The sequence below is a fragment of the Arthrobacter sp. AIWTK1 genome, assembly GCF_056680535.1.
Window position 1 is genome coordinate 1,607,023 of record NZ_CM155287.1, and the last position, 25,687, is coordinate 1,632,709.

At 66.2% G+C, this 25,687-nt stretch carries 25 protein-coding genes; 21 read left to right on the forward strand and 4 right to left on the reverse strand.

What is annotated here, in order from left to right:
* The first annotated feature begins 1 nt into the window (after nucleotide 1).
* The 5 genes from AC1MDG_RS07365 to AC1MDG_RS07385 all read left to right on the forward strand — a co-directional run bounded on the left by AC1MDG_RS07365 (nucleotide 2) and on the right by AC1MDG_RS07385 (nucleotide 6,555).
* Nucleotides 2–1,693: a ribonuclease J gene (locus AC1MDG_RS07365; RefSeq protein WP_479808394.1), complete on the forward strand. Its 1,692-nt coding sequence runs from the start codon at nucleotides 2–4 to the stop codon at nucleotides 1,691–1,693.
* A 196-nt stretch (nucleotides 1,694–1,889) separates the two neighbouring features.
* Nucleotides 1,890–4,829: an FtsK/SpoIIIE family DNA translocase gene (locus AC1MDG_RS07370; protein ID WP_479808395.1), complete on the forward strand. Its 2,940-nt coding sequence runs from the start codon at nucleotides 1,890–1,892 to the stop codon at nucleotides 4,827–4,829.
* A 9-nt stretch (nucleotides 4,830–4,838) separates the two neighbouring features.
* Nucleotides 4,839–5,480, forward strand: coding sequence for a CDP-diacylglycerol--glycerol-3-phosphate 3-phosphatidyltransferase (gene pgsA / locus AC1MDG_RS07375; protein ID WP_043480152.1), 642 nt, complete (start codon nucleotides 4,839–4,841; stop codon nucleotides 5,478–5,480).
* Complete coding sequence (locus AC1MDG_RS07380) at nucleotides 5,477–5,971, forward strand: CinA family protein (protein WP_043480154.1); 495 nt, start codon at nucleotides 5,477–5,479, stop codon at nucleotides 5,969–5,971. Before pgsA ends, AC1MDG_RS07380 begins: the two co-directional genes overlap by 4 nt.
* A 140-nt stretch (nucleotides 5,972–6,111) precedes the next feature.
* Nucleotides 6,112–6,555 (forward strand): helix-turn-helix domain-containing protein, encoded by a 444-nt coding sequence (locus AC1MDG_RS07385; protein WP_043429615.1) that lies wholly within the window; start codon nucleotides 6,112–6,114, stop codon nucleotides 6,553–6,555.
* A 130-nt stretch (nucleotides 6,556–6,685) separates the two neighbouring features.
* On the opposite strand, the gene AC1MDG_RS07390 is transcribed toward AC1MDG_RS07385, so the two are convergent.
* The gene (locus AC1MDG_RS07390) at nucleotides 6,686–7,195 is read right to left on the reverse strand and encodes a MarR family winged helix-turn-helix transcriptional regulator (RefSeq protein WP_479808396.1); all 510 of its coding nucleotides are present in this window, start codon (nucleotides 7,193–7,195) and stop codon (nucleotides 6,686–6,688) included.
* Nucleotides 7,196–7,236: 41 nt separating this feature from the next.
* On the opposite strand from AC1MDG_RS07390, the gene AC1MDG_RS07395 reads away from it, so the two are divergent.
* The 6 genes from AC1MDG_RS07395 to dapF all read left to right on the forward strand — a co-directional run bounded on the left by AC1MDG_RS07395 (nucleotide 7,237) and on the right by dapF (nucleotide 12,877).
* Nucleotides 7,237–7,461: a DUF3046 domain-containing protein gene (locus tag AC1MDG_RS07395; RefSeq protein ID WP_043480156.1), complete on the forward strand. Its 225-nt coding sequence runs from the start codon at nucleotides 7,237–7,239 to the stop codon at nucleotides 7,459–7,461.
* A 190-nt stretch (nucleotides 7,462–7,651) separates the two neighbouring features.
* Nucleotides 7,652–8,707: a recombinase RecA gene (gene recA, locus AC1MDG_RS07400; RefSeq protein WP_043480159.1), complete on the forward strand. Its 1,056-nt coding sequence runs from the start codon at nucleotides 7,652–7,654 to the stop codon at nucleotides 8,705–8,707.
* A 28-nt stretch (nucleotides 8,708–8,735) separates the two neighbouring features.
* Nucleotides 8,736–9,281 (forward strand): regulatory protein RecX, encoded by a 546-nt coding sequence (locus AC1MDG_RS07405; RefSeq protein ID WP_479808397.1) that lies wholly within the window; start codon nucleotides 8,736–8,738, stop codon nucleotides 9,279–9,281.
* Between the two features lie 17 nt (nucleotides 9,282–9,298).
* A complete protein-coding gene (miaB, locus tag AC1MDG_RS07410; RefSeq protein WP_479808398.1) occupies nucleotides 9,299–10,867 on the forward strand; it encodes a tRNA (N6-isopentenyl adenosine(37)-C2)-methylthiotransferase MiaB in 1,569 nt (522 codons plus the stop codon).
* Between the two features lie 3 nt (nucleotides 10,868–10,870).
* On the forward strand, nucleotides 10,871–11,827 hold the full coding sequence (gene miaA, locus AC1MDG_RS07415) for a tRNA (adenosine(37)-N6)-dimethylallyltransferase MiaA (protein WP_479808399.1): 957 nt from the start codon (nucleotides 10,871–10,873) through the stop codon (nucleotides 11,825–11,827).
* A 105-nt stretch (nucleotides 11,828–11,932) separates the two neighbouring features.
* Nucleotides 11,933–12,877, forward strand: coding sequence for a diaminopimelate epimerase (dapF, locus tag AC1MDG_RS07420; protein ID WP_043480165.1), 945 nt, complete (start codon nucleotides 11,933–11,935; stop codon nucleotides 12,875–12,877).
* On the opposite strand, the gene AC1MDG_RS07425 is transcribed toward dapF, so the two are convergent.
* Nucleotides 12,858–13,472, reverse strand: coding sequence for a class I SAM-dependent methyltransferase (locus AC1MDG_RS07425; protein ID WP_479808400.1), 615 nt, complete (start codon nucleotides 13,470–13,472; stop codon nucleotides 12,858–12,860). The genes dapF and AC1MDG_RS07425 overlap by 20 nt on opposite strands.
* 445 nt (nucleotides 13,473–13,917) lie before the next feature.
* Here AC1MDG_RS07425 and hflX point away from each other — a divergent pair, with 445 nt between their 5' ends.
* The gene (gene hflX / locus AC1MDG_RS07430; protein ID WP_479808401.1) at nucleotides 13,918–15,486 is read left to right on the forward strand and encodes a GTPase HflX; all 1,569 of its coding nucleotides are present in this window, start codon (nucleotides 13,918–13,920) and stop codon (nucleotides 15,484–15,486) included.
* Nucleotides 15,479–17,551, forward strand: a complete 2,073-nt coding sequence (locus AC1MDG_RS07435; protein WP_479808402.1) for an ATP-dependent DNA helicase — start codon at nucleotides 15,479–15,481, stop codon at nucleotides 17,549–17,551. Before hflX ends, AC1MDG_RS07435 begins: the two co-directional genes overlap by 8 nt.
* Before the next feature lie 72 nt (nucleotides 17,552–17,623).
* Here AC1MDG_RS07435 and lexA read toward each other — a convergent pair whose 3' ends face one another.
* Nucleotides 17,624–18,373: a transcriptional repressor LexA gene (gene lexA, locus AC1MDG_RS07440; RefSeq protein WP_043480173.1), complete on the reverse strand. Its 750-nt coding sequence runs from the start codon at nucleotides 18,371–18,373 to the stop codon at nucleotides 17,624–17,626.
* Nucleotides 18,374–18,848: 475 nt separating this feature from the next.
* Between lexA and AC1MDG_RS07445 the strand changes: the two genes are divergently transcribed.
* From AC1MDG_RS07445 to AC1MDG_RS07480, 8 genes are all read left to right on the forward strand, one after another.
* The gene (locus AC1MDG_RS07445) at nucleotides 18,849–19,199 is read left to right on the forward strand and encodes a LysM peptidoglycan-binding domain-containing protein (RefSeq protein WP_479809043.1); all 351 of its coding nucleotides are present in this window, start codon (nucleotides 18,849–18,851) and stop codon (nucleotides 19,197–19,199) included.
* Between the two features lie 77 nt (nucleotides 19,200–19,276).
* Nucleotides 19,277–20,395 carry a histidinol-phosphate transaminase gene (locus AC1MDG_RS07450; protein WP_479808403.1) on the forward strand — a complete coding sequence of 373 codons (1,119 nt, stop codon included), beginning with the start codon at nucleotides 19,277–19,279 and terminating at the stop codon, nucleotides 20,393–20,395.
* A 91-nt stretch (nucleotides 20,396–20,486) separates the two neighbouring features.
* Nucleotides 20,487–21,113: an imidazoleglycerol-phosphate dehydratase HisB gene (hisB, locus tag AC1MDG_RS07455; RefSeq protein ID WP_028271935.1), complete on the forward strand. Its 627-nt coding sequence runs from the start codon at nucleotides 20,487–20,489 to the stop codon at nucleotides 21,111–21,113.
* Nucleotides 21,110–21,871, forward strand: coding sequence for an imidazole glycerol phosphate synthase subunit HisH (hisH, locus tag AC1MDG_RS07460; RefSeq protein WP_043480177.1), 762 nt, complete (start codon nucleotides 21,110–21,112; stop codon nucleotides 21,869–21,871). The genes hisB and hisH overlap by 4 nt, the downstream gene beginning before the upstream one ends.
* Nucleotides 21,872–22,030 carry a hypothetical protein gene (locus AC1MDG_RS07465; protein WP_479808404.1) on the forward strand — a complete coding sequence of 53 codons (159 nt, stop codon included), beginning with the start codon at nucleotides 21,872–21,874 and terminating at the stop codon, nucleotides 22,028–22,030. It begins immediately after the preceding gene.
* A gap of 54 nt (nucleotides 22,031–22,084) precedes the next feature.
* On the forward strand, nucleotides 22,085–22,831 hold the full coding sequence (gene priA, locus AC1MDG_RS07470) for a bifunctional 1-(5-phosphoribosyl)-5-((5-phosphoribosylamino)methylideneamino)imidazole-4-carboxamide isomerase/phosphoribosylanthranilate isomerase PriA (protein ID WP_479808405.1): 747 nt from the start codon (nucleotides 22,085–22,087) through the stop codon (nucleotides 22,829–22,831).
* 13 nt (nucleotides 22,832–22,844) lie between these two features.
* Nucleotides 22,845–23,744 (forward strand): SseB family protein, encoded by a 900-nt coding sequence (locus tag AC1MDG_RS07475; protein ID WP_479808406.1) that lies wholly within the window; start codon nucleotides 22,845–22,847, stop codon nucleotides 23,742–23,744.
* Nucleotides 23,745–23,802: 58 nt separating this feature from the next.
* Nucleotides 23,803–25,113 carry an MFS transporter gene (locus AC1MDG_RS07480; RefSeq protein ID WP_479808407.1) on the forward strand — a complete coding sequence of 437 codons (1,311 nt, stop codon included), beginning with the start codon at nucleotides 23,803–23,805 and terminating at the stop codon, nucleotides 25,111–25,113.
* 79 nt (nucleotides 25,114–25,192) lie between these two features.
* Here the strand turns inward: AC1MDG_RS07480 and AC1MDG_RS07485 are convergent, their stop codons facing one another.
* Nucleotides 25,193–25,591, reverse strand: a complete 399-nt coding sequence (locus tag AC1MDG_RS07485; RefSeq protein ID WP_479808408.1) for a DUF1844 domain-containing protein — start codon at nucleotides 25,589–25,591, stop codon at nucleotides 25,193–25,195.
* Nucleotides 25,592–25,687: the final 96 nt, after the last annotated feature.

Sequence of the window (25,687 nt, forward strand, 5' to 3'; positions counted from 1 at the left end):
TATGACCCAAACCGCCCTTCCCGGCCTTGTTACGCCGCCGAAACTGCTCAAGGACACCCTGCGGATCGTTCCGCTTGGCGGCCTGGGGGAGATCGGCCGCAACATGACCGTCTTCGAAATCGACGGCAAGCTGCTCATCGTCGACTGCGGCGTCCTCTTCCCTGAGGAGACCCAGCCCGGCGTCGACCTGATCCTGCCCGATTTCTCCTACATCGAGAAGCGCCTCGAGGACATCGTCGCCGTCGTCCTGACGCACGGCCACGAAGACCACATCGGCGCCGTTCCGTACCTGCTGCGCCTGCGCGCCGACATTCCCCTGGTGGGCTCCCAGCTGACGCTGGCCCTCATCGAGGCGAAGCTGCAGGAACACCGGATCAAGCCGATCACCCAGACCGTCACCGAGGGGCAGGTCCAGAAGTTCGGCCCCTTCGAATGCGAATTCGTGGCCGTCAACCACTCCATCCCTGACGCCCTCGCCGTGTTCCTCCGCACCTCCGGCGGCACCGTGCTGCACACCGGCGACTTCAAGATGGACCAGCTGCCGCTGGACGGCCGCATCACCGACCTCCGCCATTTCGCCAAGCTGGGCGAAGAAGGCGTGGACCTGTTCATGTCGGACTCCACGAACGCGGACGTGCCGGGCTTCACCACGGCCGAGAAGGAAATCGGCCCCACCCTGGACCGCCTCTTCGGCCAGGCCTCCAAGCGCCTGATCGTTGCGTCCTTCTCCTCGCACGTGCACCGTGTCCAGCAGGTCCTCGACGCCGCGGCCAACCACAACCGCAAGGTCGCCTTCGTGGGCCGCTCGATGGTGCGCAACATGGCCATCGCCGAGAAGCTCGGGTACCTCGACGTGCCCCCGGGCATCCTGGTCGACATCAAGAACATCGACAACCTGCCGGACAACCGCGTAGTGCTGATGTCCACCGGTTCCCAGGGCGAGCCGATGGCAGCCTTGTCCCGCATGGCCAACGGTGACCACCGCGTCGTCGTCGGCCAGGGCGACACCGTGATCCTCGCCTCCAGCCTGATCCCGGGCAACGAGAACGCGGTGTTCCGCATCATCAACGGCCTGCTCAAGCTCGGCGCCGACGTCATCCACAAGGGCAACGCCAAGGTCCACGTCTCCGGCCACGCCGCGGCCGGGGAACTGCTCTACTGCTACAACATCCTCGAACCGCTGAACGCCATGCCGGTGCACGGCGAGACGCGGCACCTGATCGCCAACGGCAAGATCGCCCTGGAGTCCGGCGTGCCGGACGAAAGCATCCTGCTGGCCGACAACGGCACGGTGATCGACCTCCGCGACCACCAGGCCGACGTCGTGGGCCAAGTTGAGGTGGGCTTCGTCTACGTTGACGGCTCCAGCGTCGGTGAAGTGACGGAAGCTGACCTGAAGGACCGCCAGACCCTCGGCGACGAAGGCTTCATCTCCATCATCACCGTGATCCACCGCGCCACCGGCAAGGTGGTCTCCGGACCGGAAATCCACGCCCGCGGCGTGGCTGAAGATGATTCCGTTTTCGACGAAATCATTCCCAAGATCAATGCTGCGCTGGAAGAGGCCGTGCTCAACCACACGGACCACACAACGCACCAGCTCCAGCAGGTTGTCCGCCGCGTTGTCGGCACCTGGGTCAACCGCAAGCTTCGCCGCAAGCCCATGATCATTCCGGTGGTGCTCGAGGCGTAAGCCCGGAATTGTTCGACGGGGCCCTCCCCGCAGGAAAGCACGCCCTTCGGGCCGCTGCCTGCGGGGAGGGCCCCGCTCCTTAAGCCGGCCGAAGCCTCCGGAAACGCCTTGATCCCGCCGTTTCATCCGCAACACCCATCCCGGACCGCCCCGTAAATCCGGGGTTTTTGGCCCGGCTTCCGGTACCGTGGCGGGTATGGCGACACGTACCTCCTCCGCGCCTAGAGGCAACTCAAGCGGCAAACCAGGCAGCTCAGCGGGCAGGGGCTCCGGCTCCGCTGCGTCCAAAACCAGCCGGGCCGGAGGATCGTCGGGCACGGCACGCACCCGCCAGATGGCCGCCGTCGAACCCCGTCAGCCGTGGCTCGTGCGGGTGGCCGCAGGCGCGTGGCTGGGAGTCGGGCACGTCGTCGGCGGCGGTGTCCGCCGGATCGGCCACGACGTCAGCGACGTTGCCCCCGAGGACCGCCGGGACGGTGCCGCCCTCTTCAACCTCGCCCTGGGCGTGTTTGTTGCCACCTTCGCGTGGTGGGGTTTCAAGGGATGGTTCCCCGACACCGTGTTCGCGATCGTCAACGGTACTTTCGGCTGGATGTCGCTGCTGCTGCCGCTGATGCTTTTCGTCTGCGCCTTCCGGCTGTTCCGCCAGCCTTCGGACGGGCGGGGCAACAACAGGATCGGCATCGGCTTCCTCATCATGACCTTTGCCGGCTGCGGCCTGGCACACATCATCGGCGGACAGCCCACCGTGACGGACGGTTTCGATGGCCTGCGGCAGGCCGGCGGAATGCTCGGCTTCCTGGCCGCCTCGCCGCTGGCAGCCCTGCATACGGCGGTGCCCGTGGCGGTGTACGGATTGCTGGCCTTCACGTCCCTCCTGATTGTGACCGCGACGCCGTTCGGCGCGATTCCCCGCCGGATCAAGGATGCCTATGAGCACCTCATGGGCATCGACCTGCAGGAACCCGGCGACGTCCACGACCGCAGCTACCTCTACGAAAACTCCGGCCAGGCCGCGCCCAAGAAGAAGAAGCGCGGCCGGCTGTTCGGCAAGGACCAGGAGAATGATCCCCGCCTCGAAGGGTATGTGGGTGACGAAGCCTTCGAACATGCCGTCATCGACGACGACGAGGCAGCCGACAGCGCCAACGGCACCAAGGCTGGTGCCAAGGGCCCCCGCCCTGCGCCCGGCGTGCGCCGGCCCACCCAGGCCGAAATCGCCGTCGAGAGGATCAAGGCAGCCCAGGGGCTGGGCACCAAGGGGCAGGATGCGCCCGGCGAAAACGCCACCGAAGCCATCCCGCTGGTGACCCCGGGGATGGTGGCAGCCGGGTCACTCAATCCCGCTGCAGGTGCGGCCGCCGTTGCTTCAGCTGCGCAAGTGCCCTCACGCCCCGTTGCCCCCGCGCCGCCGCCCACGCCGATCCCGCAGCGCACGGAGCAGCTCTCCCTCGCCGGAGACGTCACCTACACGCTGCCGTCGTCGGACGTACTGACCCCCGGTTCCATCCCGAAGGAGCGTACGGAGGCGAACGATGCCATCGTGGCGTCACTCACCGAAACGCTCAACCAGTTCAACGTGGACGCCCAGGTCACCGGCTTCAGCCGCGGCCCCACCGTCACCCGCTATGAAATCGAACTCTCCCCGGGCACCAAGGTGGAGCGCGTCACGGCGCTGTCCAAGAACATTTCCTACGCCGTCGCGTCCAGCGATGTCCGCATCCTCAGCCCCATCCCCGGCAAGTCCGCCATCGGCATCGAGATCCCCAACACGGACCGCGAGACCGTCTCCCTCGGCGATGTGCTCCGCAGCCAGAACGCCCGGCGCACGGACCACCCGATGGTCATGGGCGTCGGCAAGGACGTGGAGGGCGGCTACGTCGTCGCCAACCTGGCCAAGATGCCCCACCTGCTCGTGGCTGGTGCCACCGGCGCCGGTAAGTCGTCCTTCGTGAACTCCATGATCACCTCGATCCTGATGCGCGCCACGCCGGACGAGGTCCGGATGGTCATGGTGGACCCCAAGCGCGTGGAACTCACCGCGTACGAGGGCGTCCCGCACCTGATCACGCCCATCATCACCAACCCCAAAAAGGCCGCCGAGGCCCTGCAGTGGGTGGTACGGGAGATGGACGCCCGCTACGACGACCTCGCCAACTACGGCTTCAAGCACATCGACGACTTCAACAAGGCCGTCAGGGCCGGCAAAGTCCACCCGCCGGTCGATTCCAAGCGCGTCATCCGCCCGTACCCGTACCTGCTGGTGATTGTGGACGAACTCGCCGACCTCATGATGGTCGCCCCGCGCGACGTCGAAGATTCCATCGTCCGCATCACCCAGCTCGCCCGTGCCGCCGGCATCCACCTGGTCCTGGCAACCCAGCGGCCCTCCGTCGACGTCGTGACCGGCCTGATCAAGGCCAACGTCCCTTCCCGCATGGCGTTCGCCACGTCGTCCGTGACCGACTCCCGCGTGGTCCTGGACCAGCCCGGCGCGGAAAAGCTCATCGGCCAGGGCGACGCGCTTTTCCTGCCCATGGGCGCCTCCAAGGCAATGCGTGTGCAGGGCGCCTGGGTCACCGAATCGGAAATCCACAAAGTGGTTGAGCACGTCAAGGGCCAGCTCAAAGCTGTGTACCGTGACGACGTTGCCCCCGAGGCGCAGAAGAAGCAGATCGACGACGACATCGGGGACGACCTCGAAGTGCTGCTGCAGGCCACCGAGCTTGTGGTCACCACCCAGTTCGGTTCAACGTCCATGCTCCAGCGCAAGCTGCGTGTCGGCTTCGCCAAGGCGGGCCGGCTGATGGACCTGCTCGAATCCAGGGGAGTGGTGGGGCCCTCGGAAGGCTCCAAGGCCCGCGACGTGCTGGTGAAGCCGGATGACCTTGCCGCCGTCCTCGCCGCCATGAAGGGCCAGGATGCCCCGGCCGCGCCGGACTCCCAGACCGCTGCGCTGAGCGACAACGCGAACGCGAACATCGCCCAGGGCGGTTACGCAGAGGATCTCGTGGCCGCAGACCTGGACAACCGAACCCAGAAAGTTGAGTACTACGACGGCGCCGACGCCAGCACGGGAGGCTACGGTGACGACGAAGACGGCTCCGAAGACGCCTGGTCGCTCACCGGACGGTAGCCTAGGAGAGTGACTAGCACTGAAGCCAACAGCTCAGGCTCCGCCTCCGGGATCTGGAACCTTCCGAACATCCTGACGATGCTGCGGATTGTCCTGGTGCCGTTCTTCGTCTGGTTCCTCATCGCGGACGCGCCGGGGCTCCACAGCCAGAACGGCCTCTGGCGCTGGGCCGCTGCCTTGACGTTTGCGGTTGCCATCTACACGGACAAGCTCGACGGCGACATCGCCCGGAGCCGGGGACTGATCACCGACTTCGGCAAGATCGCCGATCCGATCGCGGACAAGCTCCTCACCGGTTCCGCCCTCGTGATGCTCTCGCTGCTCGGCGAACTGCCGTGGTGGATCACCATCCTGATCCTGGCCCGCGAATGGGGGATCACGGCACTGCGGTTCTTCGTGATCCGCTACGGCGTCATCCCGGCGTCACGCGGCGGCAAGCTAAAGACCGTGGTGCAGACCGTCGCGATCCTGCTGTATGTGGTCCCGCTCGCCTCACTGGCGCCGTGGCTGGGCGTGGTGGCCTTTTTGGTGATGCTGGCGGCCGTGGCAATTACCGTCTGGACCGGCGGCCAATATGTCGTCGAAGCGCTGAAGCTGCGGGCGAACGGACGGCGCGCAGCCAGCAAGCGCGTCCAAGGAGAGCTGCCATGAGCAATTTGCACCGTATCGCTGAACAGGCCGTCACCGGCGCCATCTCGCGGGGACTGACTGTGGCCACCGCCGAGTCCCTGACCGCGGGCATGGTGGCGGCGGTCCTCGCTGACACCCCCGGCGCCTCGGGCATGCTCCAGGGCGGCGTGGTTTCGTACCAGAATTCCGTCAAGGCGGACGTCCTGGGCGTTCCCGCCGAACTGCTCGACGCCGTCGGATCCGTGGACGGTGACGTCGCTAAGGCGATGGCCGAGGGGGCGCGACGCGTCTGCGGGGCAGACATCGGCGTGTCCACGACGGGCGTCGCGGGCCCGGAACCGCACGGCGGCAAATCCGTGGGGACGGTTTTTGTGGGTGTCGCCACCGCGGAGGGCACGACGTCGTTCGGTTACGTTTTCGAGGGAAACCGCGCGGACATCCGCGGCCAGGCGTGTGCTGCTGCTTTGGAGCGGCTGCTGGAGGCCCTATCTTCCGAGGCTTACCCGGCGTAAAGTTGCCGGGAACAAAATTTGATTCCTAATAGTTGTTACATTGTGTCGCTTCCGAATCAGTGAGGCGCCTAGGATGAATAAATAATTATGGTTCGCCTGATGAGGGCGGACCTGACGTACGAGGGAGCAAGGCGATACAGATGGTAAAGCAGCCCGTATCCGTAAACGGCGTTGTCCGCTGGAAGGATGTGGGCCTCGCCGATCAGGCCAAGAGCGAACAGAAGGAGCGCAAGATGGTAGTTCTTCGTCACGAAATCGGTGATGTGCTGCGCGACGTTCGCCAGCGTCAGGGCCGGACCCTCCGCGAAGTGTCACACAGTGCCCGGGTTTCCCTGGGTTACCTGAGTGAAGTGGAGCGCGGCCAGAAGGAAGCCTCTTCGGAGCTGCTGTCTTCGATCTGCTCGGCCCTGGACGTACCGTTGTCCAGCATGCTCCGCGAAGTCAGCGACCGCGTTGCCGTCGCCGAGGGCGTTGCTGTTCCGGACACCGTTCCGCAGGAATTCTCGCAGCGTTACCTTGACCGCGAACTTAACACTGAGCTGTCTGACGAACTGGCCAAGGGGCTGCTCTCGGGCGCCCGCTGACCCGCATAAGTCAGGGTTTCGTTTTTCCAGTTGACGCGAGGGGCCTTCGGCTAAGCCGGAGGCCCCTCGGCGTGCGTATCGGAGCTTGTGGCCGGTATGGCGCGGGGCGCGCACACCGGCCCTCAGGCCTTTATTTCGCCTCGTCCTTGGGGAATCCGTCCCGTTCATAGGTCGCGTTGAGCTTGGCCATGTAGGCGGCGAGTGTCTGCAATTCCTCTACCGGCCATTCCCCGAGCCGCTCACGGAAGACCTCGCGCCGGGCATCCTGTACCTGGTGCATCTTCTCCTCGCCCTTGGGCGTCAGCCGGATGGTCTGGGCCCGGCCGTCCAGCGGGTCCGCTTCCTTCGACACGAGGCCGATGCTCTCAAGGAATGCGATCTGCCGGCTGACCGAGGGTTTGCCGACTCCGATGCAGGAGGCAAGTTCTGTAAGCCTGATGGGGCCCTCCCCGCGGATGACGGTGAGAAGGCCATAGGCCGCCGGTTCCATGTCCGGGTGGACCTGCCGGGACAGCTGCTGGGAGATGGAACGTCCACGGCGCCAGAAGAGGCTCATCTGGTTCTCAACGTTCCGCAGGGCGGCGTCGACGCTGTTTTCCGTGGCACCGGGGGCATCGGGTTCCACAGCTGGGTTGCTCATGGCAACCATTCTATTGGCCTCAGGCGTGAGAGACTTTATCCGTGCGAATCAGCGACTTTTGGCGGCTCATGGACGACGAGTTCGGTGCGGGGTACTCCCGTGTCCTCAGCAGTTCGCTGGTGCTGGCAGGTGTTGGCGGGCGGACCGCGGACCAGGCGCTGGCGGCGGGTGTTCCCCCGCGGCAGGTATGGCTCGCGATGTGCGACGTGCAGGATGTCCCGGCTGATCGACGTCTCGGCAGGGACATTAAGCCGTCCCGAAACTAAGTGTCCGCAGCCTGACACGCCGACGGGTTGTTCGAATATCTGTTCGGGTCGGGCTATGCTTTTTTCAGACCGTTTTTCCACATACGCAATGTCATCCGGCAAGAATGTCGGTGGGTACCGTTAGCGTCGGTGATGACAGACAAAGGGCCGCTCAGGCCACTCCACAGCGAGAAAACTAGAGGTGTGAACCATGGCGGCAGCCCCGGATCGTCAGAAGGCGCTCGATGCAGCGCTGGCCCAGATCGACAAGCAGTTCGGCAAAGGCTCCGTCATGCGGCTGGGCGATGAAGTACGTGCTCCCATCGAAGTCATCCCCACCGGCTCCATTGCCCTGGACGTTGCGCTGGGAATTGGCGGCCTGCCGCGCGGCCGCGTCGTGGAAATCTACGGCCCGGAATCGTCGGGTAAGACCACCGTTGCCCTGCATGCCGTCGCAAATGCCCAGCGCCAGGGTGGCATCGCCGCCTTCATCGACGCCGAGCACGCGCTGGATCCGGAATACGCTGCCAAGCTGGGTGTCGATACCGACGCCCTGCTGGTTTCGCAGCCGGATACGGGCGAACAGGCCCTCGAAATCATGGACATGCTGATCGGCTCGGGTTCCCTCGATGTCATCGTCATCGACTCCGTGGCCGCCCTCGTGCCCCGCGCGGAAATCGAAGGCGACATGGGCGACAGCCACGTCGGCCTCCAAGCCCGCCTGATGAGCCAGGCCCTGCGTAAAATCACCGGACGGTTGAGCCAGACCAAGACCACCGCCATCTTCATCAACCAGCTGCGCGAGAAGATCGGCGTTTTCTTCGGATCACCCGAGACCACCACCGGTGGTAAGGCACTGAAGTTCTACGCCTCCATCCGTATCGACGTCCGCCGCATCCAGACGCTGAAGGAAGGCGCCGACTCGGTGGGCAACCGCACCAAGGCGAAAATCGTCAAAAACAAGATGGCTCCGCCCTTCAAGATCGCCGAATTCGACATCATCTACGGTCAGGGCATCTCCCGTGAGGGCGGCATTATCGACATGGGGGTGGAGCACGGACTGATCAAGAAATCGGGTTCTTGGTTCACCTACGACGGCGACCAGCTGGGCCAGGGCATGGAGAACTCCCGACGCTTCCTCCGGGACAACCCGGAACTTGCCGCAGAACTGGAGCGCCTCATCAAGGAGAAGCTGGGTGTCGGCGTGAAGCCCGCCGCCGCTGAAACTGAAGAGTCTCCGAAGCTCAAGGCCGTTGACGGCTTCTAGGAGACGCCGGTCCGGGGCCGGGTTCTCCGTGGAGCAGGGTGCGGAGCCGCAGGCGGAACAGGACGCGGAGCCGGATCCGGCCTCGGTGGCGCGGGCCATCGTGCTGCGGCAACTCACCAATTCGCCCAAAAGCAGGCTGCAGCTTTCCCGCAAGCTCGCCGAACGCAATGTTCCGGAGGACGTGGCCGAGGCCGTGCTGGACCGGTTCGAGGAGGTCCGGCTGGTCGATGACGCGGAGTTTGCTGACATGTGGGTCCGGAGCAGGTCCCAGACCCGCAAGCTTGCCAAGGGAGCACTGCGCCGCGAGCTGGCGGACAAGGGCATCGAGCCGGACATTGCTGCCCGTGCCCTGGAGCAGCTTAGCGACGAAGCGGAGGAGTCGGCTGCGCGCCAACTCGTCGAACGCAAGCTGAAGGCCTCAGCGGACCTCACGGACCGGGCTGAGCGGGACAAAGTCACCCGTCGGCTGGCTTCCATGCTGGCGCGTAAGGGGTACCAGCCCTCACAGGCCTTCCGGATTGTGGGGGAGGTCCTCGACGCCGCCGGCGAACCGGCGGCAACGGAATTCCTGTGAACCGGTACCCTTAACAGGTGAGTTTGACCATTCCCTCCCCAGCGTCCGGCACCAGCACTTCAGCCAGCACCGACACGGCACCCGCAGCTGCCCGGCAGCGAACCTACCAGGTGCGTACTTTCGGCTGCCAGATGAACGTGCACGACTCCGAACGTATGGCCGGCATGCTGGAAGATGCCGGCTACGTCCCGGCGTCCGGGGATCACGCCGATGTGGTGGTGTTCAACACCTGCGCTGTCCGGGAAAACGCTGACAACAAGCTCTACGGCAACCTGGGGATGCTCGCGCCGGTCAAGGCGGCCAACCCCGGCATGCAGATCGCTGTGGGCGGCTGCCTGGCCCAGAAGGACCGCGAAACAATCCTGAAGAAGGCTCCGTGGGTAGACGCCGTGTTCGGCACCCACAACGTCGGAGCCCTGCCCGCGCTCCTGGACCGCGCCCGGCACAACAACGAAGCCCAGCTGGAGATCCTGGAATCGCTGGACGTCTTCCCGTCCACCCTTCCCACCAAACGGGACTCGGTGTACTCGGGCTGGGTCTCGATTTCAGTGGGTTGCAACAACACGTGCACGTTCTGCATCGTTCCCGCCCTGCGCGGCAAGGAAAAGGACCGTCGCCCGGGCGACATCCTCGCCGAGATCCAGGCTCTGGTGGATGACGGCGCCATCGAAGTCACGCTCCTGGGCCAGAACGTGAACTCCTACGGTGTGGAATTCGGCGACCGGCAGGCCTTCTCCAAACTGCTCCGCGCCTGCGGCGAGATCGAAGGACTGGAGCGCGTCCGGTTCACCAGTCCGCACCCCGCCGCGTTCACTGACGATGTCATCGACGCCATGGCGGAAACGCCCAATGTCATGCCGCAGCTCCACATGCCGCTGCAATCGGGCTCGGACAAGGTCCTCAAGGACATGAAGCGCTCCTACCGCTCCACCAAGTTCCTCGGCATCCTGGACAAGGTCCGGGATCGGATTCCGCATGCGGCCATCTCCACGGACATCATCGTGGGCTTCCCCGGCGAAACTGAAGAGGACTTCCAGGCCACTCTGGATGTCGTCGAAAAATCGCGCTTTGCCACGGCGTTCACTTTCCAGTACTCCAAGCGCCCCGGCACGCCCGCAGCCGACCTGCCGGACCAGCTCCCCAAGGCCGTGGTCCAGGAGCGCTTCGAGCGCCTGACGGCCCTGCAGGACAGGATCGCCGCAGAGGAGAACGCCCGCCAGCTGGGCCGCCGGGTGGAGGTCATGGTCACGGCACAATCAGGCCGCAAGGCGGAGGAAACACACCGCCTGTCGGGCAGGTCGCAGGATCAGCGCCTGGTGCATTTCTCAGTTCCGGAAGGTGCGGAGAAGCCCCGCCCCGGCGACCTCGTCACGGTGACCATCACCGAGGCCGCCGCATTCCACCTGGTTGCCGATCCCGCCTCGGCGGACGACTATTCCCTGCGTCGCTCGCGTGCCGGTGACGCCTGGGACAGGTCCCAGGCGGACTCCTGCGGAGCTCCGGCAGCCGGCAGCGGTACCGGCGCGAACGGCGGCAAAAGCGGCGTGTCCCTCGGCATGCCGGCCCTCCCCGTCCGCCGCAGCTAGGCAATGGCCAACCCGCGAGAGCACGCCAACCCGCAAACGCCCGCCAGATCCCAGACGCCCGCCCGGGACGTCCCCGCCGTCATCGCGGTGGTTGGCCCCACCGGATCCGGCAAGTCGGACCTCGCCGTGGCGCTGGCGCTGGAACTCGACGGCGAAGTCATCAATGCGGACGCCATGCAGTTCTACCGCGGAATGGACATCGGCACAGCCAAGATCACGGCGAAGGAGCAGCGGGGAGTCCCGCACCACCTGCTGGACACGCTGGACGTCACCGAAGAAGCCAGCGTTTCCGATTTCCAGCGGGACGCGCGTGCCGCCATCACGGAGATCCACGCCCGGGGCAAACGGGCCATCCTGGCCGGCGGGTCCGGCCTGTACGTCCGGGCCGCCCTGGACGTCCTCGAGTTTCCCGGCACGGATCCGGACGTCCGGCGCCGGCTTGAAGCTGAGCTCGACACCGCCGGCCTGGCGCCGCTGCGCACCAGGCTCGAAGCAGTAGATCCCGTCTCTGCCGCCCGCCTGGGCGACGCCCGCAGGGTTGTCCGCGCACTGGAGGTCTTCGAGCTGACCGGGCGCCCCTTCAGCTCGTTCATGCCCGTCCGGGAGTACTACCAGCCCGCGGTCCAGATCGGGCTCCAGGTTGACCGCGAGCTACTGAAAGACAGGCTGGCGCAGCGCGTTCACGGCATGGTCGCCAACGGACTCCAGGCCGAGGTAGAACGGCTGGACGCCGCCGGGCTGAGGAACGGCAAAACCGCGTCCCGCGCACTGGGCTATTCCCAGTTCCTGAAGGTGCTCGACGGCGAATGGGATACCGGCCAGGCCGCGGAGGACACCATCATGGCCACGCGGAAATTCGCCCGCAGGCAACTGACCTGGTTCCGGGCGGACCCCCGCATCCACTGGTTCGACTGGCAGGACCCGGACCTGGTGGCCAAGGCACTGGGCGTCTGCCGCTGAACACCAGGTCCGCCGGGATGCCGGTGTCCTGCGACACCCGGTCCCCTGTGTGATTCGCACCGCACTCTTTTCCGGCCCGTCCCGCCGTGACGGTAACCTTGGACCATGGACGAAACCCTTGCACCCGCCCCTGACCGTACACTCCAGGGGCTGAGCGGCCTGGCCTTCTCCAAGGGCCACGGCACCGGCAACGATTTCGTGCTCGTCGCCGACCCCGAGGCCACCTGGCCCATTGCCCCCGAGCAGGTCGCGGAACTCTGCGACCGCCACCGCGGCATCGGCGGCGACGGGCTGATCCGTGCCGTGCCCTCGCGTTTCCTCCCCGAAGGGCGTGAGCTGCAGGCGGTCCACCCGGATGCCGAGTGGTTCATGGACTACCGCAACGGCGACGGATCCCTGTCGGAAATGTGCGGAAACGGCGTGCGGGTGTTCGTGCACTTCCTCGTCGCCCAAGGCCTTGTCCGCCTCGACGCCGGCGACGCACTGACAATCGGAACACGCGCGGGCGCCAAGACGGTGGTGCGGACCGACGACGGCTACGCCGTGGACATGGGGCCGTGGGAATTCATTTTCCCGGGGGAGGCCACGGCGCGGGCCATGGACTCGCTCGTCACAGCCGACGGCCTGGAAGTGCCGCGACCGGCCCTGTCCGTCAGCATGGGGAACCCGCACACCGTGGTGGCCCTGGCGGAACTCAGCGAGCTCGAGGCAACCCAGCTGTTCAAAGCACCGCACGTGGACCCGAAGCCGGCCAACGGCACCAACGTCGAGTTTGTCGTCCCGTCCGAGCCGCTGGTCCACGACGGCGTCGGGACCATCACCATGCGCGTCCACGAGCGCGGTGTGGGGGAGACACAGTCCTGCGGCACCGGCGCCTGCGCCGCCGCCGTTGCCATCCGCCACTGGGCCGGGCAGGGCGCTCCGGACGCCTGGAACGTCAAGGTGCCCGGCGGCGTCGTCGGCGTTAAGTTCTTTGCCGGGCCGGAAGGCCACGAACACGTGGAACTCAGCGGCCCGGCAGTGATCGTCGCTAGCGGGACGCTTTCCTGACCCGGAGAATCCTGAAGGACTTTGACGTGCTTTCCCGGGTGACGGTGAAGCTGCTGTCCAATTCGGCGCCCAACCAGCGTTGCAGCGAATCCGACCCCAGGTTCTTCTGGACCACCAGCCAGGCGGATCCGCCGGGAGCCAGCCGGGGGAGCCACAACAGCAGCAGGGAGTGAAGCTCGTCCTTGCCGATCCGGATGGGCGGATTCGACCAGATCGTGTCGAAGCGGAGGCCGGGATCAACGTCATCCGGCAGGCTGGCCGTCACGTTGTTCAGGCCCAGCAGGCCGGCATTTTCGTTCGTCAATGCGACGCAGCGCTCGTTCACGTCCACGGCGTAGACCTGCGAATGGGGTGCCCGCAGGGCCATGGTCAGGGCAATCGGACCCCAGCCGCAACCGATGTCCAGCAGGTTGCCCTGGGGCGAAGGCGCCGGCACGTCGGCCAAAAGTACGGCAGTTCCCTTGTCGATACCGTCCGGGCTGAAGATGCCGCTGGACGTCTGCAGCCTGCGGGTTTCACCGGCAAGTTCCACCGTGAGCGGTTTGCGGGTGAACGGCCCGGCAGGTTGGGCGCTGAAATAATGTGCAGACTCCATAACTCGCCAGATTAGTTGCCGCGCGCGCCGATGGGAAACGAGGACGCGAACGGGGCACGGTGACCGGTCTGCTAGTGTTTAATCCATGTTCTTGATCTTTGAGTAGCCGGCACGGGCCACCGCCCGTCCCGCAGCGACGCAGGTATACACCTTCCGCTCAGTGCGCCGTCCTGCCGTGATTCTCCGGCACGACGTCCCGCCCGTACTACTTGGAGTCCAGCAATGCTGATGATCTGACCCTGCGCATCCCTTCCGGACCGGCGCACCCTCCGCAAGCCCGCCTGCCCCAGGCACCTCACTTACCGCCCGTAACGCCGCCCGCTGCACATCAGCCGCCGGCACTCCAGGAGCCCGAATGACCCATAGTCGTCAGCCCAGCGCGAATACCGCCCCGCAGACAAACAATCAGCATTATTCTGAAAGTGTCGAATCTTCAAAGGAGAACATGACCAACCAGCCCAATACCGGATCAGATTCAGCCTCCCAGGACATGAGTCCTGAGGAAATCCAGGCTGTCATCGACCGGATTCTGTCCAAGGATGTCCCTGCCCGAGCCGCCGGATCCGCCCCTGAGAATCCGCGCGGAGTTCTGGGCTCGGCCCAGGCGATTTCCCGCCAGGACAGCGAACACAGCATCTTCGACGGGGACCAGCAGGACCTCGAGGAACGCCGGGCCCTGCGCCGTACGGCCGGCCTTTCCACGGAACTCGAAGACGTCACCGAGGTTGAGTACCGGCAGCTGCGCCTCGAGCGGGTGGTCCTGGCCGGCCTCTGGACCGAGGGCACCCTCGCCGATGCGGAAAATTCGCTGCGCGAACTTGCCGCGCTGGCCGAAACCGCCGGCTCGGAAGTCCTCGACGGCATCGTCCAGCGCCGCGCCAAGCCCGACCCCGGTACCTTCCTCGGCTCCGGCAAGGCCCAGGAGCTCAAGGACATCGTGATGTCCACCGGCGCCGACACCGTGGTGGTGGATGCCGAGCTGGCACCATCACAGCGTCGCGGACTTGAGGACATCGTGAAGGTCAAGGTCATTGACCGCACGGCCCTGATCCTGGACATCTTTGCCCAGCACGCCAAGAGCCGCGAAGGCAAGGCCCAAGTAGAGCTGGCGCAGCTTGAATACCTGCTCCCGCGCCTGCGCGGCTGGGGCGAATCCATGTCCCGCCAGGCCGGCGGCCAGGTTGGCGGCGCAGGTGCCGGCATGGGCTCCCGCGGGCCCGGTGAAACCAAGATCGAACTGGACCGGCGCCGGATCCGTACCAGGATGGCCAAGCTGCGGCGCGAAATCGCCGCGATGAAGCCGGCCCGGGAAACCAAGCGGGCCAACCGCCGTCGTAATTCCGTGCCTTCAGTGGCCATCGCGGGCTACACGAACGCGGGTAAGTCCTCATTGCTGAACCGGCTGACCGACGCCGGAGTCCTGGTGGAGAACGCACTGTTCGCCACGTTGGATCCCACGGTCCGCAAGGCCGAGACGGCGGACGGGCTGGGCTACACCCTGGCTGACACCGTGGGCTTCGTCCGGTCGCTTCCCACGCAGCTGGTGGAAGCATTCCGTTCCACCCTCGAGGAAGTGGCCGATTCGGACCTCATCCTGCACGTGGTGGACGTTTCGCATCCCGATCCGGAGGGCCAGATTGCAGCGGTCCGGGCCGTGTTCAGCGAAGTGGATGCCCGCAAGGTGCCGGAAATCATTGTGCTGAACAAGGCCGACGCCGCGGATCCCTTCGTGGTGGAACGCCTCAAGCAGCGCGAACCCCGCCATGTGGTGGTCTCCGCCCGCACCGGGCAGGGCATCGCCGAGCTCCTGAAGGCGATCAGTGAATCCATCCCGAGGCCAAGCGTCAAGATGGAACTGCTGATTCCCTACAACCGCGGGGACCTGCTCAGCAAACTCCACGAAACGGACGCTGAAATTCTTCGCCTGGACCATGAAGAGGAGGGCACACGCGCCCTCGTCATGGTGCGCGAGGGGCTCGCCGCTGAACTGGAATCCTTCATCAGCAATGTCTGATCCCGGGGCCGGAGAAACCAGCGGTTCCGCCGGCGAGCAGTTCGTCATCGAACTGCTCGACCGGGCGGTGTCCGGCATGGGCGGACAGAGCCGCAGCGGCCAGCACGAGATGGCCCGGCAGGTGTCGCGCGCTATCGTCAGCGGCGACCACCTGCTGGTGCAGGCCGGCACCGGCACCGGAAAGTCACTCGCGTACCTGATTCCGCTGATCGCCCATTCACAGGTCAGCGACAAGCCCACCCTGGTGTCCACGGCCACCCTGGCCCTGCAGACCCAGATCGTGGGCAGGGACCTGCCGCGGCTGCTGGAAACCATCACTCCCGCGTTGGAGCGGCCTGTCAAGGTGGCCCTCGTCAAGGGCCGGGCAAACTATGTCTGCCGGCACAAGCTCGACGGCGGGTTCCCCTCCGAGGAGCCGTCCGAAGGGCAGCTCTTCTCGCTGGGCGAGGACACCAGCGTCCCGCACTTCGCCGCCTCCCTGGGCGGCCCGGCGTCGCAGCTGGGCAAGGAAGTGGTCCGGCTCCGCGAGTGGGCGGAGAAGACCGCAACGGGGGACCGGGACGAACTGATGCCGGGTGTGACGGACCGTGCCTGGCGGCAGGTGTCCGTCACGTCCATGGAATGCCTGGGGGCGCAGAAATGTCCCATGGCCGCCGAATGCTTCAGCGAACTGGCCCGTCAGGACGCCGCCGAGGCAGATGTCGTGGTCACCAACCATGCCATGCTGGCCGTCAGCGCCTTCGAGGGCCTGGCGGTGCTTCCCGAGTACGACGTCGTGGTGGTGGACGAAGCGCACGAGCTGCAGGATCGGGTAACGGGAGCAGTCTCCGGGCAGCTGTCCGTGGCGATGGTCCACGCCGCCGCTTCGGGTGCCCGGAAGAATACCGGAATCACGGTGGACGCGCTCAATAACGCAGCCGCGAACCTTGAGCTGGCCATTGCCGGCGTCCCCAGTGGCCTCCTGCCCAATGGCCTCAACGACGAACAGCTTGACTGCGTGGACCAGCTGCGGGAAGCCTGCCGGGCCGCCCTTTCCGACTCGAAGGGGGACAGCGCCAACACGGCCGACGGCGGCCGCCAGCTTGCGCGCTCCCGCCTCATGGTCATCCTCGAGCTCTGTGAACGCCTGATCGCCGCCCGGGAGAACCGCGAGGTTGTCTGGTTCTCGCGGAACAGCACGTTTGATCCGCAACAGGGCTACTCCCAGCCGGACGACGCCGCCCCCGCGCTGATTAACATCGCCCCGCTGAGCGTGGCGGGGAAGCTGCGCGATGGGCTCTTTGCCGGCCATACAGTCGTCCTCACCTCCGCCACCCTCGCAATCGGATCCGCCTTCGAGCCGGCCGCAGGAGGGCTCGGGCTGGTGGGTCCGGGCGCACCCAGCTGGACCGGTGTGGACGTCGGCTCGCCTTTCGACTACCCCAAGCAGGGGATTCTCTACGTAGCCAGCCACCTGCCGAAGCCCGGCCGCGGAACGTCACCCGAAGCGCTGGACGAGCTGGAGAAACTGATCCGGGCGTCCGGCGGCGGGGCACTGTGTCTCTTTTCGTCGCGGCGGGCCGCGGAGGAGGCGGCAGAGGCCATGCGCCCGCGACTGGACGTCAGCATCCTGTGCCAGGGCGAATCCACCATGACAGCACTGGTGCGGCAGTTTGCGGACGAACCGGACACCTGCCTTTTCGGCACCATGTCGCTCTGGCAGGGAGTCGACGTTCCCGGCGGTTCGTGCCGGCTGGTGGTCATCGACCGGATTCCGTTCCCCCGGCCGGACGATCCCCTAATGACGGCGCGTTCCCGGGCGGTGGCCCAGGCGGGCGGCAACGGCTTTATGTCGGTGTCGGCCACCCACGCGGCGATCCGGCTCGCCCAGGGGGCCGGCCGGCTGATCCGCTCTACGGGCGACAAGGGCGTTGTGGCCGTCCTTGACTCCCGGCTCTCCACAGAGCGCTACGGGGGGTTCCTCCGGGCTGCCCTGCCGCCGTTCTGGCCCACCACCGATCCTGCGATTGCGGTTGCCGCCCTGTCGAGGTTGGCAAAGGCTCCGTCAGAGGTTGCCGCCGGCTGACGCCGACAGCTGTCAGGGCGCGCCGCCCGGGCATCCGGTCACGACGGCTGCCCGGCCGCGGGCGGGCAGCGGCTACAGCGAGCGGAGAACCGACACAACCTTGCCCATGATGTTGGCGTGGTCGCCGAGGATGGGCTCGTACTGCGTGTTCTGTGGCAGCAGCCAGGTGTGGCCGTCCCGTTGGCGGAACGTTTTGACTGTGGCTTCATCGTCCAGCAGGGCGGCCACGATGTCGCCGTTGACCGCGTCACTCTGCCGGCGGACCACAACCCAGTCGCCGTCGCAAATTGCCGCGTCGATCATCGAGTCGCCGGTCACTTTCAGCATAAAGAGCTCACCGTGGCCAACCAGTTGCCTTGGCAGCGGCATCACGTCCTCCACCATCTGGTCAGCCAGAATCGGGCCGCCTGCTGCGATCCGCCCGACCAGCGGGACCATGGCCGTGTCCGTTGCGGTGGCTAGCTCGGAGACGGCCAGTCCACCAACGGTGCGTAGCCGTGCAGGCTTCTCCACACCGGAGATTTTGGCGGTTCCTTCGTCCAGGGTCAGCGGCATCAGGACTTCCATGGCACGCGGACGCTTCGGGTCGCGGCGGAGGTACCCCAGCTTCTCGAGCTGCGAAAGCTGGTGGGTGACGCTGGAGAGGCTGGCCAGGCCCACGGTGTCGCCGATTTCACGCATCGACGGCGGATAGCCGTTGTCATTGACGGACCGCTGGATCGTTTCCAGAATCTTCTTCTGCCGCACCGTGAGGCCCTTCGGCTTCGCTGGTGACTGCTGGCTCCGCTGCGTAGCCCTGCCGCCGGTGGCTTGTGCTGCCATGTTCGCCAACGCCTTTCCGTTCCACCCGGCCTCCGTGGCTGCAGCTGCCGGGAACTTCCGGCCTGAAAATGTCAGACCCTGCTGATCAACTGCAGAAGTGGTTGTTCTGTAGCTCAAACGTAGGCCAGCCCCACAGCTTTTTCAAACATTTGTTCTAGTGAGTCTCGACAATGTTCGTTAATAAGTGCTAGAACGGAACCAGCAAAGTTCGAATATGTGTTCTAGTCGCAAGCTCCATTCGGTTCTATGTTCGAAGACCGGGTGGGCGGATGGCAGCTTCAGGAACATGCCGAGCGGCACAGTCAGGTCCAGGAGGGCTCAGTTCATGTCAGCAACAAGCGCTATTCAGGGTTCGCGTCACAAGGGTTCGGCCAATCAGGGCCGGGGCCATCACACTTCGGAGTCCCCGCGGTCCGCAGGGCAGGGAGCGGGCGTGTCGGGAATCCAGGGCTTCAACTGGGAAGAGCGTCCGGCGGTGAAGGCTGCCAGGACGGCGAAGGTCAGGTCTGCGCAGCCGCCGCTCCGCCTGACGCGCAGGGGGCGCATCGTCCTGGTGGGCGTGCCGCTGATCCTGTTGACGGTGCTGTTGATCTCGCTGGCCGGGTTCTTGAACTCGCCTGCGAAGGCGGCGGATTCCGCGTCCGAGCTCTCAGTGACCCCCACCGTGTCGGTCACGGTTCAGCCGGGGCAGTCCCTGTGGGAGATCGCAGGCTCCGTGGCGCCGGAACGCGACACCCGCGATGTTGTGGCCGACATCGTCCAGCTGAACAACCTTGATGGCGGCAAGGTCATGCCTGGCCAGCAGATCTTCGTGCCCTCGAACTAGGCCCGGGAGATGGCCGTCGGCTGGGGCCGCGGCGTCACAGTTTCAGTGGCCCGGCCACCCTCACTTAAACTGTTGAAGTGACTGACCAGCTAGAGCGCCTGAACCGACTTCCCCTCCGGACCAACCTGCGTGGCCTCACCCCGTACGGTGCGCCGCAGCTGGACGTTCCCATCCTGCTCAACGTCAACGAGAATACCCATGGCGTTCCTGCCGATGTCCTCGTGGCCATCTCCGAAGCCGTCACCGCAGCTGCCGCAGGACTAAACCGCTACCCGGACCGTGAGTTCACCGAACTCCGGGAACGCCTGGCGGAGTACCTCGGCCACGGCTTGGGGGCTGAAAACATCTGGGCGGCCAACGGGTCCAACGAAGTGCTGCAACAGATCCTGCAGGCGTTCGGCGGGCCCGGGCGCACGGCGCTCGGGTTCCCGCCCACGTACTCCATGTACCCCCTCCTGGCGAGCGGGACCGACACTGAATACATCGTCGGCCAGCGTGCAGAGGACTATGGCCTCAGTGCCGAGTCGGCGGCTCGGCAGGTCCGGGAACTTCAGCCGAACATCGTCTTCCTTTGCTCACCCAACAATCCCACCGGCACCGGGCTGGGACTGGATGTGGTGGAGGCCGTGTACGCCGCAGGCGAGGCAAGCCAGACCGTTGTGATCGTCGATGAGGCCTACCACGAATTTGCCCACGACGGTACGCCCAGCGCCCTGACCCTTCTTCCGGGCCGTGAGCGGCTGATCGTGTCCCGCACCATGAGCAAGGCGTTTGCCCTGGCCGGTGCGCGCCTGGGGTACATGGCGGCCGCGCCTGAGGTGGCTGACGCGCTGCGGCTGGTGCGGCTGCCCTACCACCTCTCCGCCATCACCCAGGCCACTGCCCTGGCCGCCCTGACGCACCGCGAGGCGCTCATGGCCGACGTCGAAGACATCAAGCGGCAGCGCGACCGGATCGTCACGGAACTCACCAGGATGGGCCTCAAACCCGCCGCGTCCGACTCCAACTACGTCTTCTTCGGCGGGCTCGAGGACCCGCGCGGGGTTTGGCAGGGCCTGCTCGACCGCGGGGTCCTGATCCGGGACGTCGGGATCCCCGGGCACCTGCGCGTCACCGCAGGCACTGAGACGGAAACCACAGCCTTCCTGGAGGCCCTGGAACTGATCCTGACCGGTCAGCCCAGCGTCCCGGCCTAAACTGGACTCAGACCCCCGGTTCCCCAGGGAGCCGGTTGCCACGACGCTGAACCCACACGGAATTCCTCCTTACATCCAAAGGACACAACACATGAGCACCACCGGATCCATTGCTGCCGAGGCCCGGACCGCACGCATGGAGCGTTCCACGAGCGAATCGTCCGTGCTCGTCGAAATCAATCTTGACGGCACGGGCATCTCGGACATCAGCACCTCGGTTCCGTTCTACGACCACATGCTGACGGCGTTGTGCAAGCACTCGCTCATCGACATGACGGTCAAAGCTACCGGTGACATCCACATCGACGTCCACCACACCGTGGAGGACGTCGCCATCACCTTTGGCGAGGTACTTCGTACAGCCCTGGGCAACAAGGCCGGCATCCGCCGCTTCGGCGAAGCCACGGTGCCCCTGGACGAAGCCCTGGCCCACGCCGTGGTTGACGTCTCCGGACGCCCCTACCTGGTGCACGGCGGAGAGCCTGCGGGCCAGGAATACCACCTGATCGGCGGGCACTTCACGGGTTCGCTGACCCGTCACGTGTTCGAAGCCATCACCCTGCACGCCGGCATCTGCCTGCACATGAACGTCATCGCGGGCCGGGATCCGCACCACATCGTGGAGGCCCAGTTCAAGGCTTTTGCGCGGGCGTTGCGCGCAGCCGTGGAACCTGATCCCCGCGTGGAGGGCATCCCCTCCACCAAGGGTGCACTGTGACCGGCCCGGTCCTTCGCGACGGAGCTATTTTTGATCCTGCCGCGAATGCGAAGCCGGCGTCTCCCGAGGGCAAGCCCACTGTCACCGTCCTGGACTACGGCTCCGGGAACGTCCGCTCAGCCGTGCGGGCTCTGGAGCGTGCAGGCGCCGAGGTGATCCTCAGCGCCAAGCCGGAAGACGTCCTGAATGCCGACGGACTGCTGGTGCCGGGGGTCGGCGCCTTCGAAACCGTCATGCGCGAACTCAAGGCAGTGGACGCCATCCGGATGATCGGCCGGCGCGTCGCAGGCGGCCGTCCCGTCCTGGGCATCTGCGTAGGCCTCCAAGTGCTTTTCGAAGCCGGAGTGGAGCACGGCACCGAAGCGGAGGGCATGGGGGAGTGGCCCGGCAAAGTTGAACTGCTCCCTGCCGAAGTGGTGCCCCACATGGGGTGGAACACCGTGAAGGTTCCGGAAGGATCCAGGCTCTTCGAGGGCGTCGAAAACGAACGCTTCTACTTTGTCCACTCCTACGGTGTGCAGCACTGGGACTTTGACGTCATCCAGCCCCGCATGGCGGCCCCGCTCGTCACGTGGTCCGAACACGGCGCACCGTTCGTCGCCGCCGTGGAGAACGGGCCGCTGTGCGCCACCCAGTTCCACCCGGAAAAGTCCGGCGACGCCGGCGCCCGGCTGCTCCGCAACTGGGTCAACAGCCTGCGGCGCGGCCAGGGTGCCGCCCCCGCAGCCGCCCCTGCCGGTACCGGACCGGCCGCCTAGATGTGGTCGATCGTCCTGATGGGCCTCGCCGGCCTGCTCGTCGGCGGGGCGTTGTCCTTCAGGCAGCAGCACAAGCCCCTCTGGACCCAGATGATTTTCTACGTTCTGGCCGGGATGGCGCTGCTGGCTGCCTACCTGCTTACCCTGCCGGCCAGCTAGCCGGGCCCGAACCTCCCGATCAACGCAGCTTCACTACAACCTGAGGACCTGAAGATGACCACCGAAACGCCGCTGCCCGTACTGGAACTGCTGCCCGCCGTCGACGTCGTGAACGGCCAGGCGGTCCGCCTGGTCCAGGGCGAAGCCGGCAGCGAGACGAGCTACGGCACGCCGCTGGAAGCTGCGCTCAACTGGCAGGAACAGGGCGCCGAGTGGGTTCACCTTGTGGACCTGGATGCCGCCTTCGGCCGCGGCTCGAACGCGGAACTGCTCCGCGAAGTGGTGGGCCGGCTGGACATCAAGGTGGAACTTTCCGGCGGCCTGCGCGATGATGAGTCGCTCGAAAAGGCCCTGGACCTGGGCGTTGCCCGCGTGAACCTGGGCACCGCTGCCCTCGAAAACCCGGAGTGGACGGCGCGCGCCATCGACCGCTTTGGCGACAAGATCGCCGTCGGCCTCGACGTTCGCGGAACCACGCTGGCAGGCCGTGGCTGGACCAAGGAAGGCGGCGACCTCTGGGACGTGCTGGCACGCCTTGAAGAAGCCGGCTGCGCCCGCTATGTGGTCACCGACGTCACCAAGGACGGCACCCTGCAGGGCCCCAACGTTGAGCTGCTCCGCCGGATGGTGGAAAAGACGGGTAAGCCGGTGGTGGCCTCGGGCGGCATCTCCAGCCTGGAAGACCTCAAGGTCCTGCGCTCCCTTGTTCCCCTGGGCGTTGAAGGCGCCATCGTTGGCAAGGCGCTCTACGCCGGAGCATTCACGCTGCCGGAAGCGCTGGATGTAGCCGGCCGCCGCTAGGCCGGCAGCCAACATGGAACAGCGACCTCCAGCTCCCCGGGAACTGCCCGGCCACATCGCGGCCGCCCTGGCCGGCTCCGGCGGCGCCACGGATTCCGCCGGGCAGCCCTGGGCGGGCCGCAGCCTCGCCGGCGAGGATGCGAAGATCCATAACTTCGAGGACGACGACGGCACGGCCGACGCCGGTTTCCTCGCCGCCGTCACGGCTCTCCGCTCGGCCGCGGGCGACGAAGCTGCCGTGGTGGCGTCCCTGGCCAACGCCCGGGTTTTCGTTCCGATTGTTGCCCAGCTGGCCGAAGAGAGCGAACACCCGGCCGGTCCGGAAGGTAAGCAGCACGGGGACAAGCTCCACGGGGATAAGCAAGCGGATATGGCGCTCGTAACGCTGAAGGCGCCGGACGGGCGGACGGCGATGCCCGTCTTCACATCGGCAGCGGCGCTGGAAGCGTGGCACCCGCGGGCCCGGCCGGTGGCGGTGTATGCCGCCCGGGCGGCACTGTCCGCGGTGTCCGAAGGCGCCGAACTCCTGGTCCTGGACCCCGGCTCCGAGTACACGTTCGTCGTCCGCCGGCCGGCCGTCTGGGCCCTCGCCCAGCAGCAGGAATGGCTGCCGTCCTACGCAGATCCTGAGCTTGCCCGCGCCATGGCGGAGGCAACAGCCGGCTACCCGCCAGTGCGGCGTGTCGAACTCGCGCCGGGAGGCGGTGTCGCCTCGGCAACAGCCGGCGGCGCTATTGTGCCGGGCGGCGGCCCGGGCCCGGAGCTCCGGGTGGTGTTGTACCTGGCAGACGGCCTGGATGCGGCCGGCGTCCAGGCACTCGTGGCAGGACTTAACGCCGAGTGGTCCCGGAATGCAGTCTTCGCCGAGCGGGTTGACTCGATCGAGGTAAAGTTGCAGCGCGCAGCAGAGTAGCCGGCGGCAGGCGGGGCACACCCCGGTCCTCCCTCCGACAGGATGAAGGACGTAGCCCGTGAATTTCGCTCTTTACAAGGAGCTCTTGGCAGTCAGGCCCATCAGGCGTCTGCTGACTGTCGGAATGATAGCCCGCATTCCGCACTCCGCGGCCGGAGTGCTGCTGACGCTGCACATCGTCCTGACCCTGGGCGAGGGTTATGCCGCCGCCGGGGCCGCGGCAGCGGTGATGACCATTGGCATCGCCCTCGGTGCACCGTGGCGGGGGCGGCGGGTGGACACCGTAGGCCTTCGCAAGGCATTGATTCCTTCCGTGGTCTCGGAGACTGTCATCTGGTCCGTGGTGCCGCACGTTTCCTACCAGTGGCTGCTGGCGCTCGTGTTCGTCGGCGGACTCCTCACGCTGCCCATCTTCAGCGTGGTGCGACAGTCCCTGGGCGTGCTGGCAAGCGGCGAGCAGCGGCGGACGGCATTCGCGCTGGATGCGATCTCCACGGAACTGGTCTTTATGCTCGGCCCGGCCGCCGGCGCCATTGTGGCCACCGCCGGGTACTCGGTTGTAGGGCTGACTGTGGTGGGCGTCTGCACGTCCCTGGCCGGACTCTTCCTGATGTGGTTCAACCCGCCCACCCGCAGTGCGGCGCCGGATGAAGAATACGAAACGGACCAGCAGGAAGGGGCGGAAGTGGCGGTCGTCGCGGCGGCTCCGGCGCACCTGCAGGAAGCAGCGGCGGAACTCGCTCCCGTAGCGGCCGGTGAGCTCCGTCGCTCAGGCTTGCGGCACAAGGTGGCACACAACTTCGCCTGGTTTACCGCAGCCGTGGCGGCGGTCTTCGCCGTGGCCGCCGGGGCAGGCATGGTGCTCAGCGGCACGGACGTGGGGATCGTTGCCGCATTGGAGACCGGCGGCCATCAGGCGGAGATCGGGCTGGTCTTTCTCTTCTGGTGCGCGGCTTCCGTGGTCGGCGGCCTCCTCTACGGCGCGATGCACCGGCCGGTTTCGCCGATTCTCCTCTTGCTCGGCATGGCCGCCCTCACCATCCCGATGGGGTTCGCCCGGGACACGCTGACGCTGTGCCTGCTGTCGTTGCTGCCCGGGTTGCTGTGTGCTCCGGTCCTGTCCGCTGCGTCGGAAAAGGTGGCGGACCTTGTGGAGGAGGCCCGCCGCGGCGAGGCCATGGGCTGGTACGGGTCCGCGCTCACTGCCGGCGTGGCCCTCGGCGCTCCCCTGGCGGGGGTGTTCATCGACGGAATCGGGCCGTCCGCCGGATTTGTTTCGGTGGGCGCTGCCGGGGTTGTGCTCTGCCTGTTCGGCCTGGCGCTGCAGCACCGGAGGCGTCGGCGCGGCGTGGTTGCCGAGGCCGGCTAAATTCCCGGACAGACACGACGACGGCGGCGGGCGGACCGGATTGGTCCGCCCGCCGCCGTCGTGCAACCCGTTGAAGTGCCTAGTTAACCGGCCCGGTGTACTTTTCCCCCGGACCCTTGCCGGGGGCGTCCGGAATAGTCGACTCTTCGCGGAACGCCAACTGCAGGGAACGCAGCCCGTCGCGCAACGGGCCGGCGTGCTGGGAACCAATCTCCGGCGCTGCGGCGGTCACGAGTCCGGCCAGGGCGGTGATCAGCTTGCGGGCCTCATCCAGGTCCTTGAGCTCCTCGGCATTTTCTTCGGCGGCAAGGCCGAGCTTGACGGCCGACGCGCTCATGAGGTGCACAGCGGCGGTGGTGATGACCTCGATGGCAGGGACCTCGGAGATGTCGCGGATCTGCTGCGACACCTGCTCCTGGCCGTCCCGCTGACCGGCGGCGGGCTCGAAAACGTGTGAATTACTGTCTGAAGTGCTCATACTGGTAAGCTTGTCACAGACCGACTGAATGTCGTTATTTTGCTATGTGGAACCCGCTACTGCGAATGTGCAGTATCCGGGCTTCAGTCTGTAGAA

Bases quoted from the DNA above. Each gene is read 5' to 3' on its own strand.
- AC1MDG_RS07365 (WP_479808394.1), top strand. From the start codon at position 2: ATGACCCAAACCGCCCTTCCCGGCCTTGTTACGCCGCCGAAACTGCTC.
- AC1MDG_RS07370 (WP_479808395.1), top strand. From the start codon at position 1,890: ATGGCGACACGTACCTCCTCCGCGCCTAGAGGCAACTCAAGCGGCAAA.
- AC1MDG_RS07380 (WP_043480154.1), top strand. From the start codon at position 5,477: ATGAGCAATTTGCACCGTATCGCTGAACAGGCCGTCACCGGCGCCATC.
- AC1MDG_RS07385 (WP_043429615.1), top strand. From the start codon at position 6,112: ATGGTAAAGCAGCCCGTATCCGTAAACGGCGTTGTCCGCTGGAAGGAT.
- AC1MDG_RS07390 (WP_479808396.1), bottom strand. From the start codon at position 7,195: ATGAGCAACCCAGCTGTGGAACCCGATGCCCCCGGTGCCACGGAAAAC.
- recA (WP_043480159.1), top strand. From the start codon at position 7,652: ATGGCGGCAGCCCCGGATCGTCAGAAGGCGCTCGATGCAGCGCTGGCC.
- miaA (WP_479808399.1), top strand. From the start codon at position 10,871: ATGGCCAACCCGCGAGAGCACGCCAACCCGCAAACGCCCGCCAGATCC.
- dapF (WP_043480165.1), top strand. From the start codon at position 11,933: ATGGACGAAACCCTTGCACCCGCCCCTGACCGTACACTCCAGGGGCTG.
- AC1MDG_RS07425 (WP_479808400.1), bottom strand. From the start codon at position 13,472: ATGGAGTCTGCACATTATTTCAGCGCCCAACCTGCCGGGCCGTTCACC.
- hflX (WP_479808401.1), top strand. From the start codon at position 13,918: ATGACCAACCAGCCCAATACCGGATCAGATTCAGCCTCCCAGGACATG.
- AC1MDG_RS07435 (WP_479808402.1), top strand. From the start codon at position 15,479: ATGTCTGATCCCGGGGCCGGAGAAACCAGCGGTTCCGCCGGCGAGCAG.
- lexA (WP_043480173.1), bottom strand. From the start codon at position 18,373: ATGGCAGCACAAGCCACCGGCGGCAGGGCTACGCAGCGGAGCCAGCAG.
- hisB (WP_028271935.1), top strand. From the start codon at position 20,487: ATGAGCACCACCGGATCCATTGCTGCCGAGGCCCGGACCGCACGCATG.
- AC1MDG_RS07465 (WP_479808404.1), top strand. From the start codon at position 21,872: ATGTGGTCGATCGTCCTGATGGGCCTCGCCGGCCTGCTCGTCGGCGGG.
- priA (WP_479808405.1), top strand. From the start codon at position 22,085: ATGACCACCGAAACGCCGCTGCCCGTACTGGAACTGCTGCCCGCCGTC.
- AC1MDG_RS07475 (WP_479808406.1), top strand. From the start codon at position 22,845: ATGGAACAGCGACCTCCAGCTCCCCGGGAACTGCCCGGCCACATCGCG.
- AC1MDG_RS07485 (WP_479808408.1), bottom strand. From the start codon at position 25,591: ATGAGCACTTCAGACAGTAATTCACACGTTTTCGAGCCCGCCGCCGGT.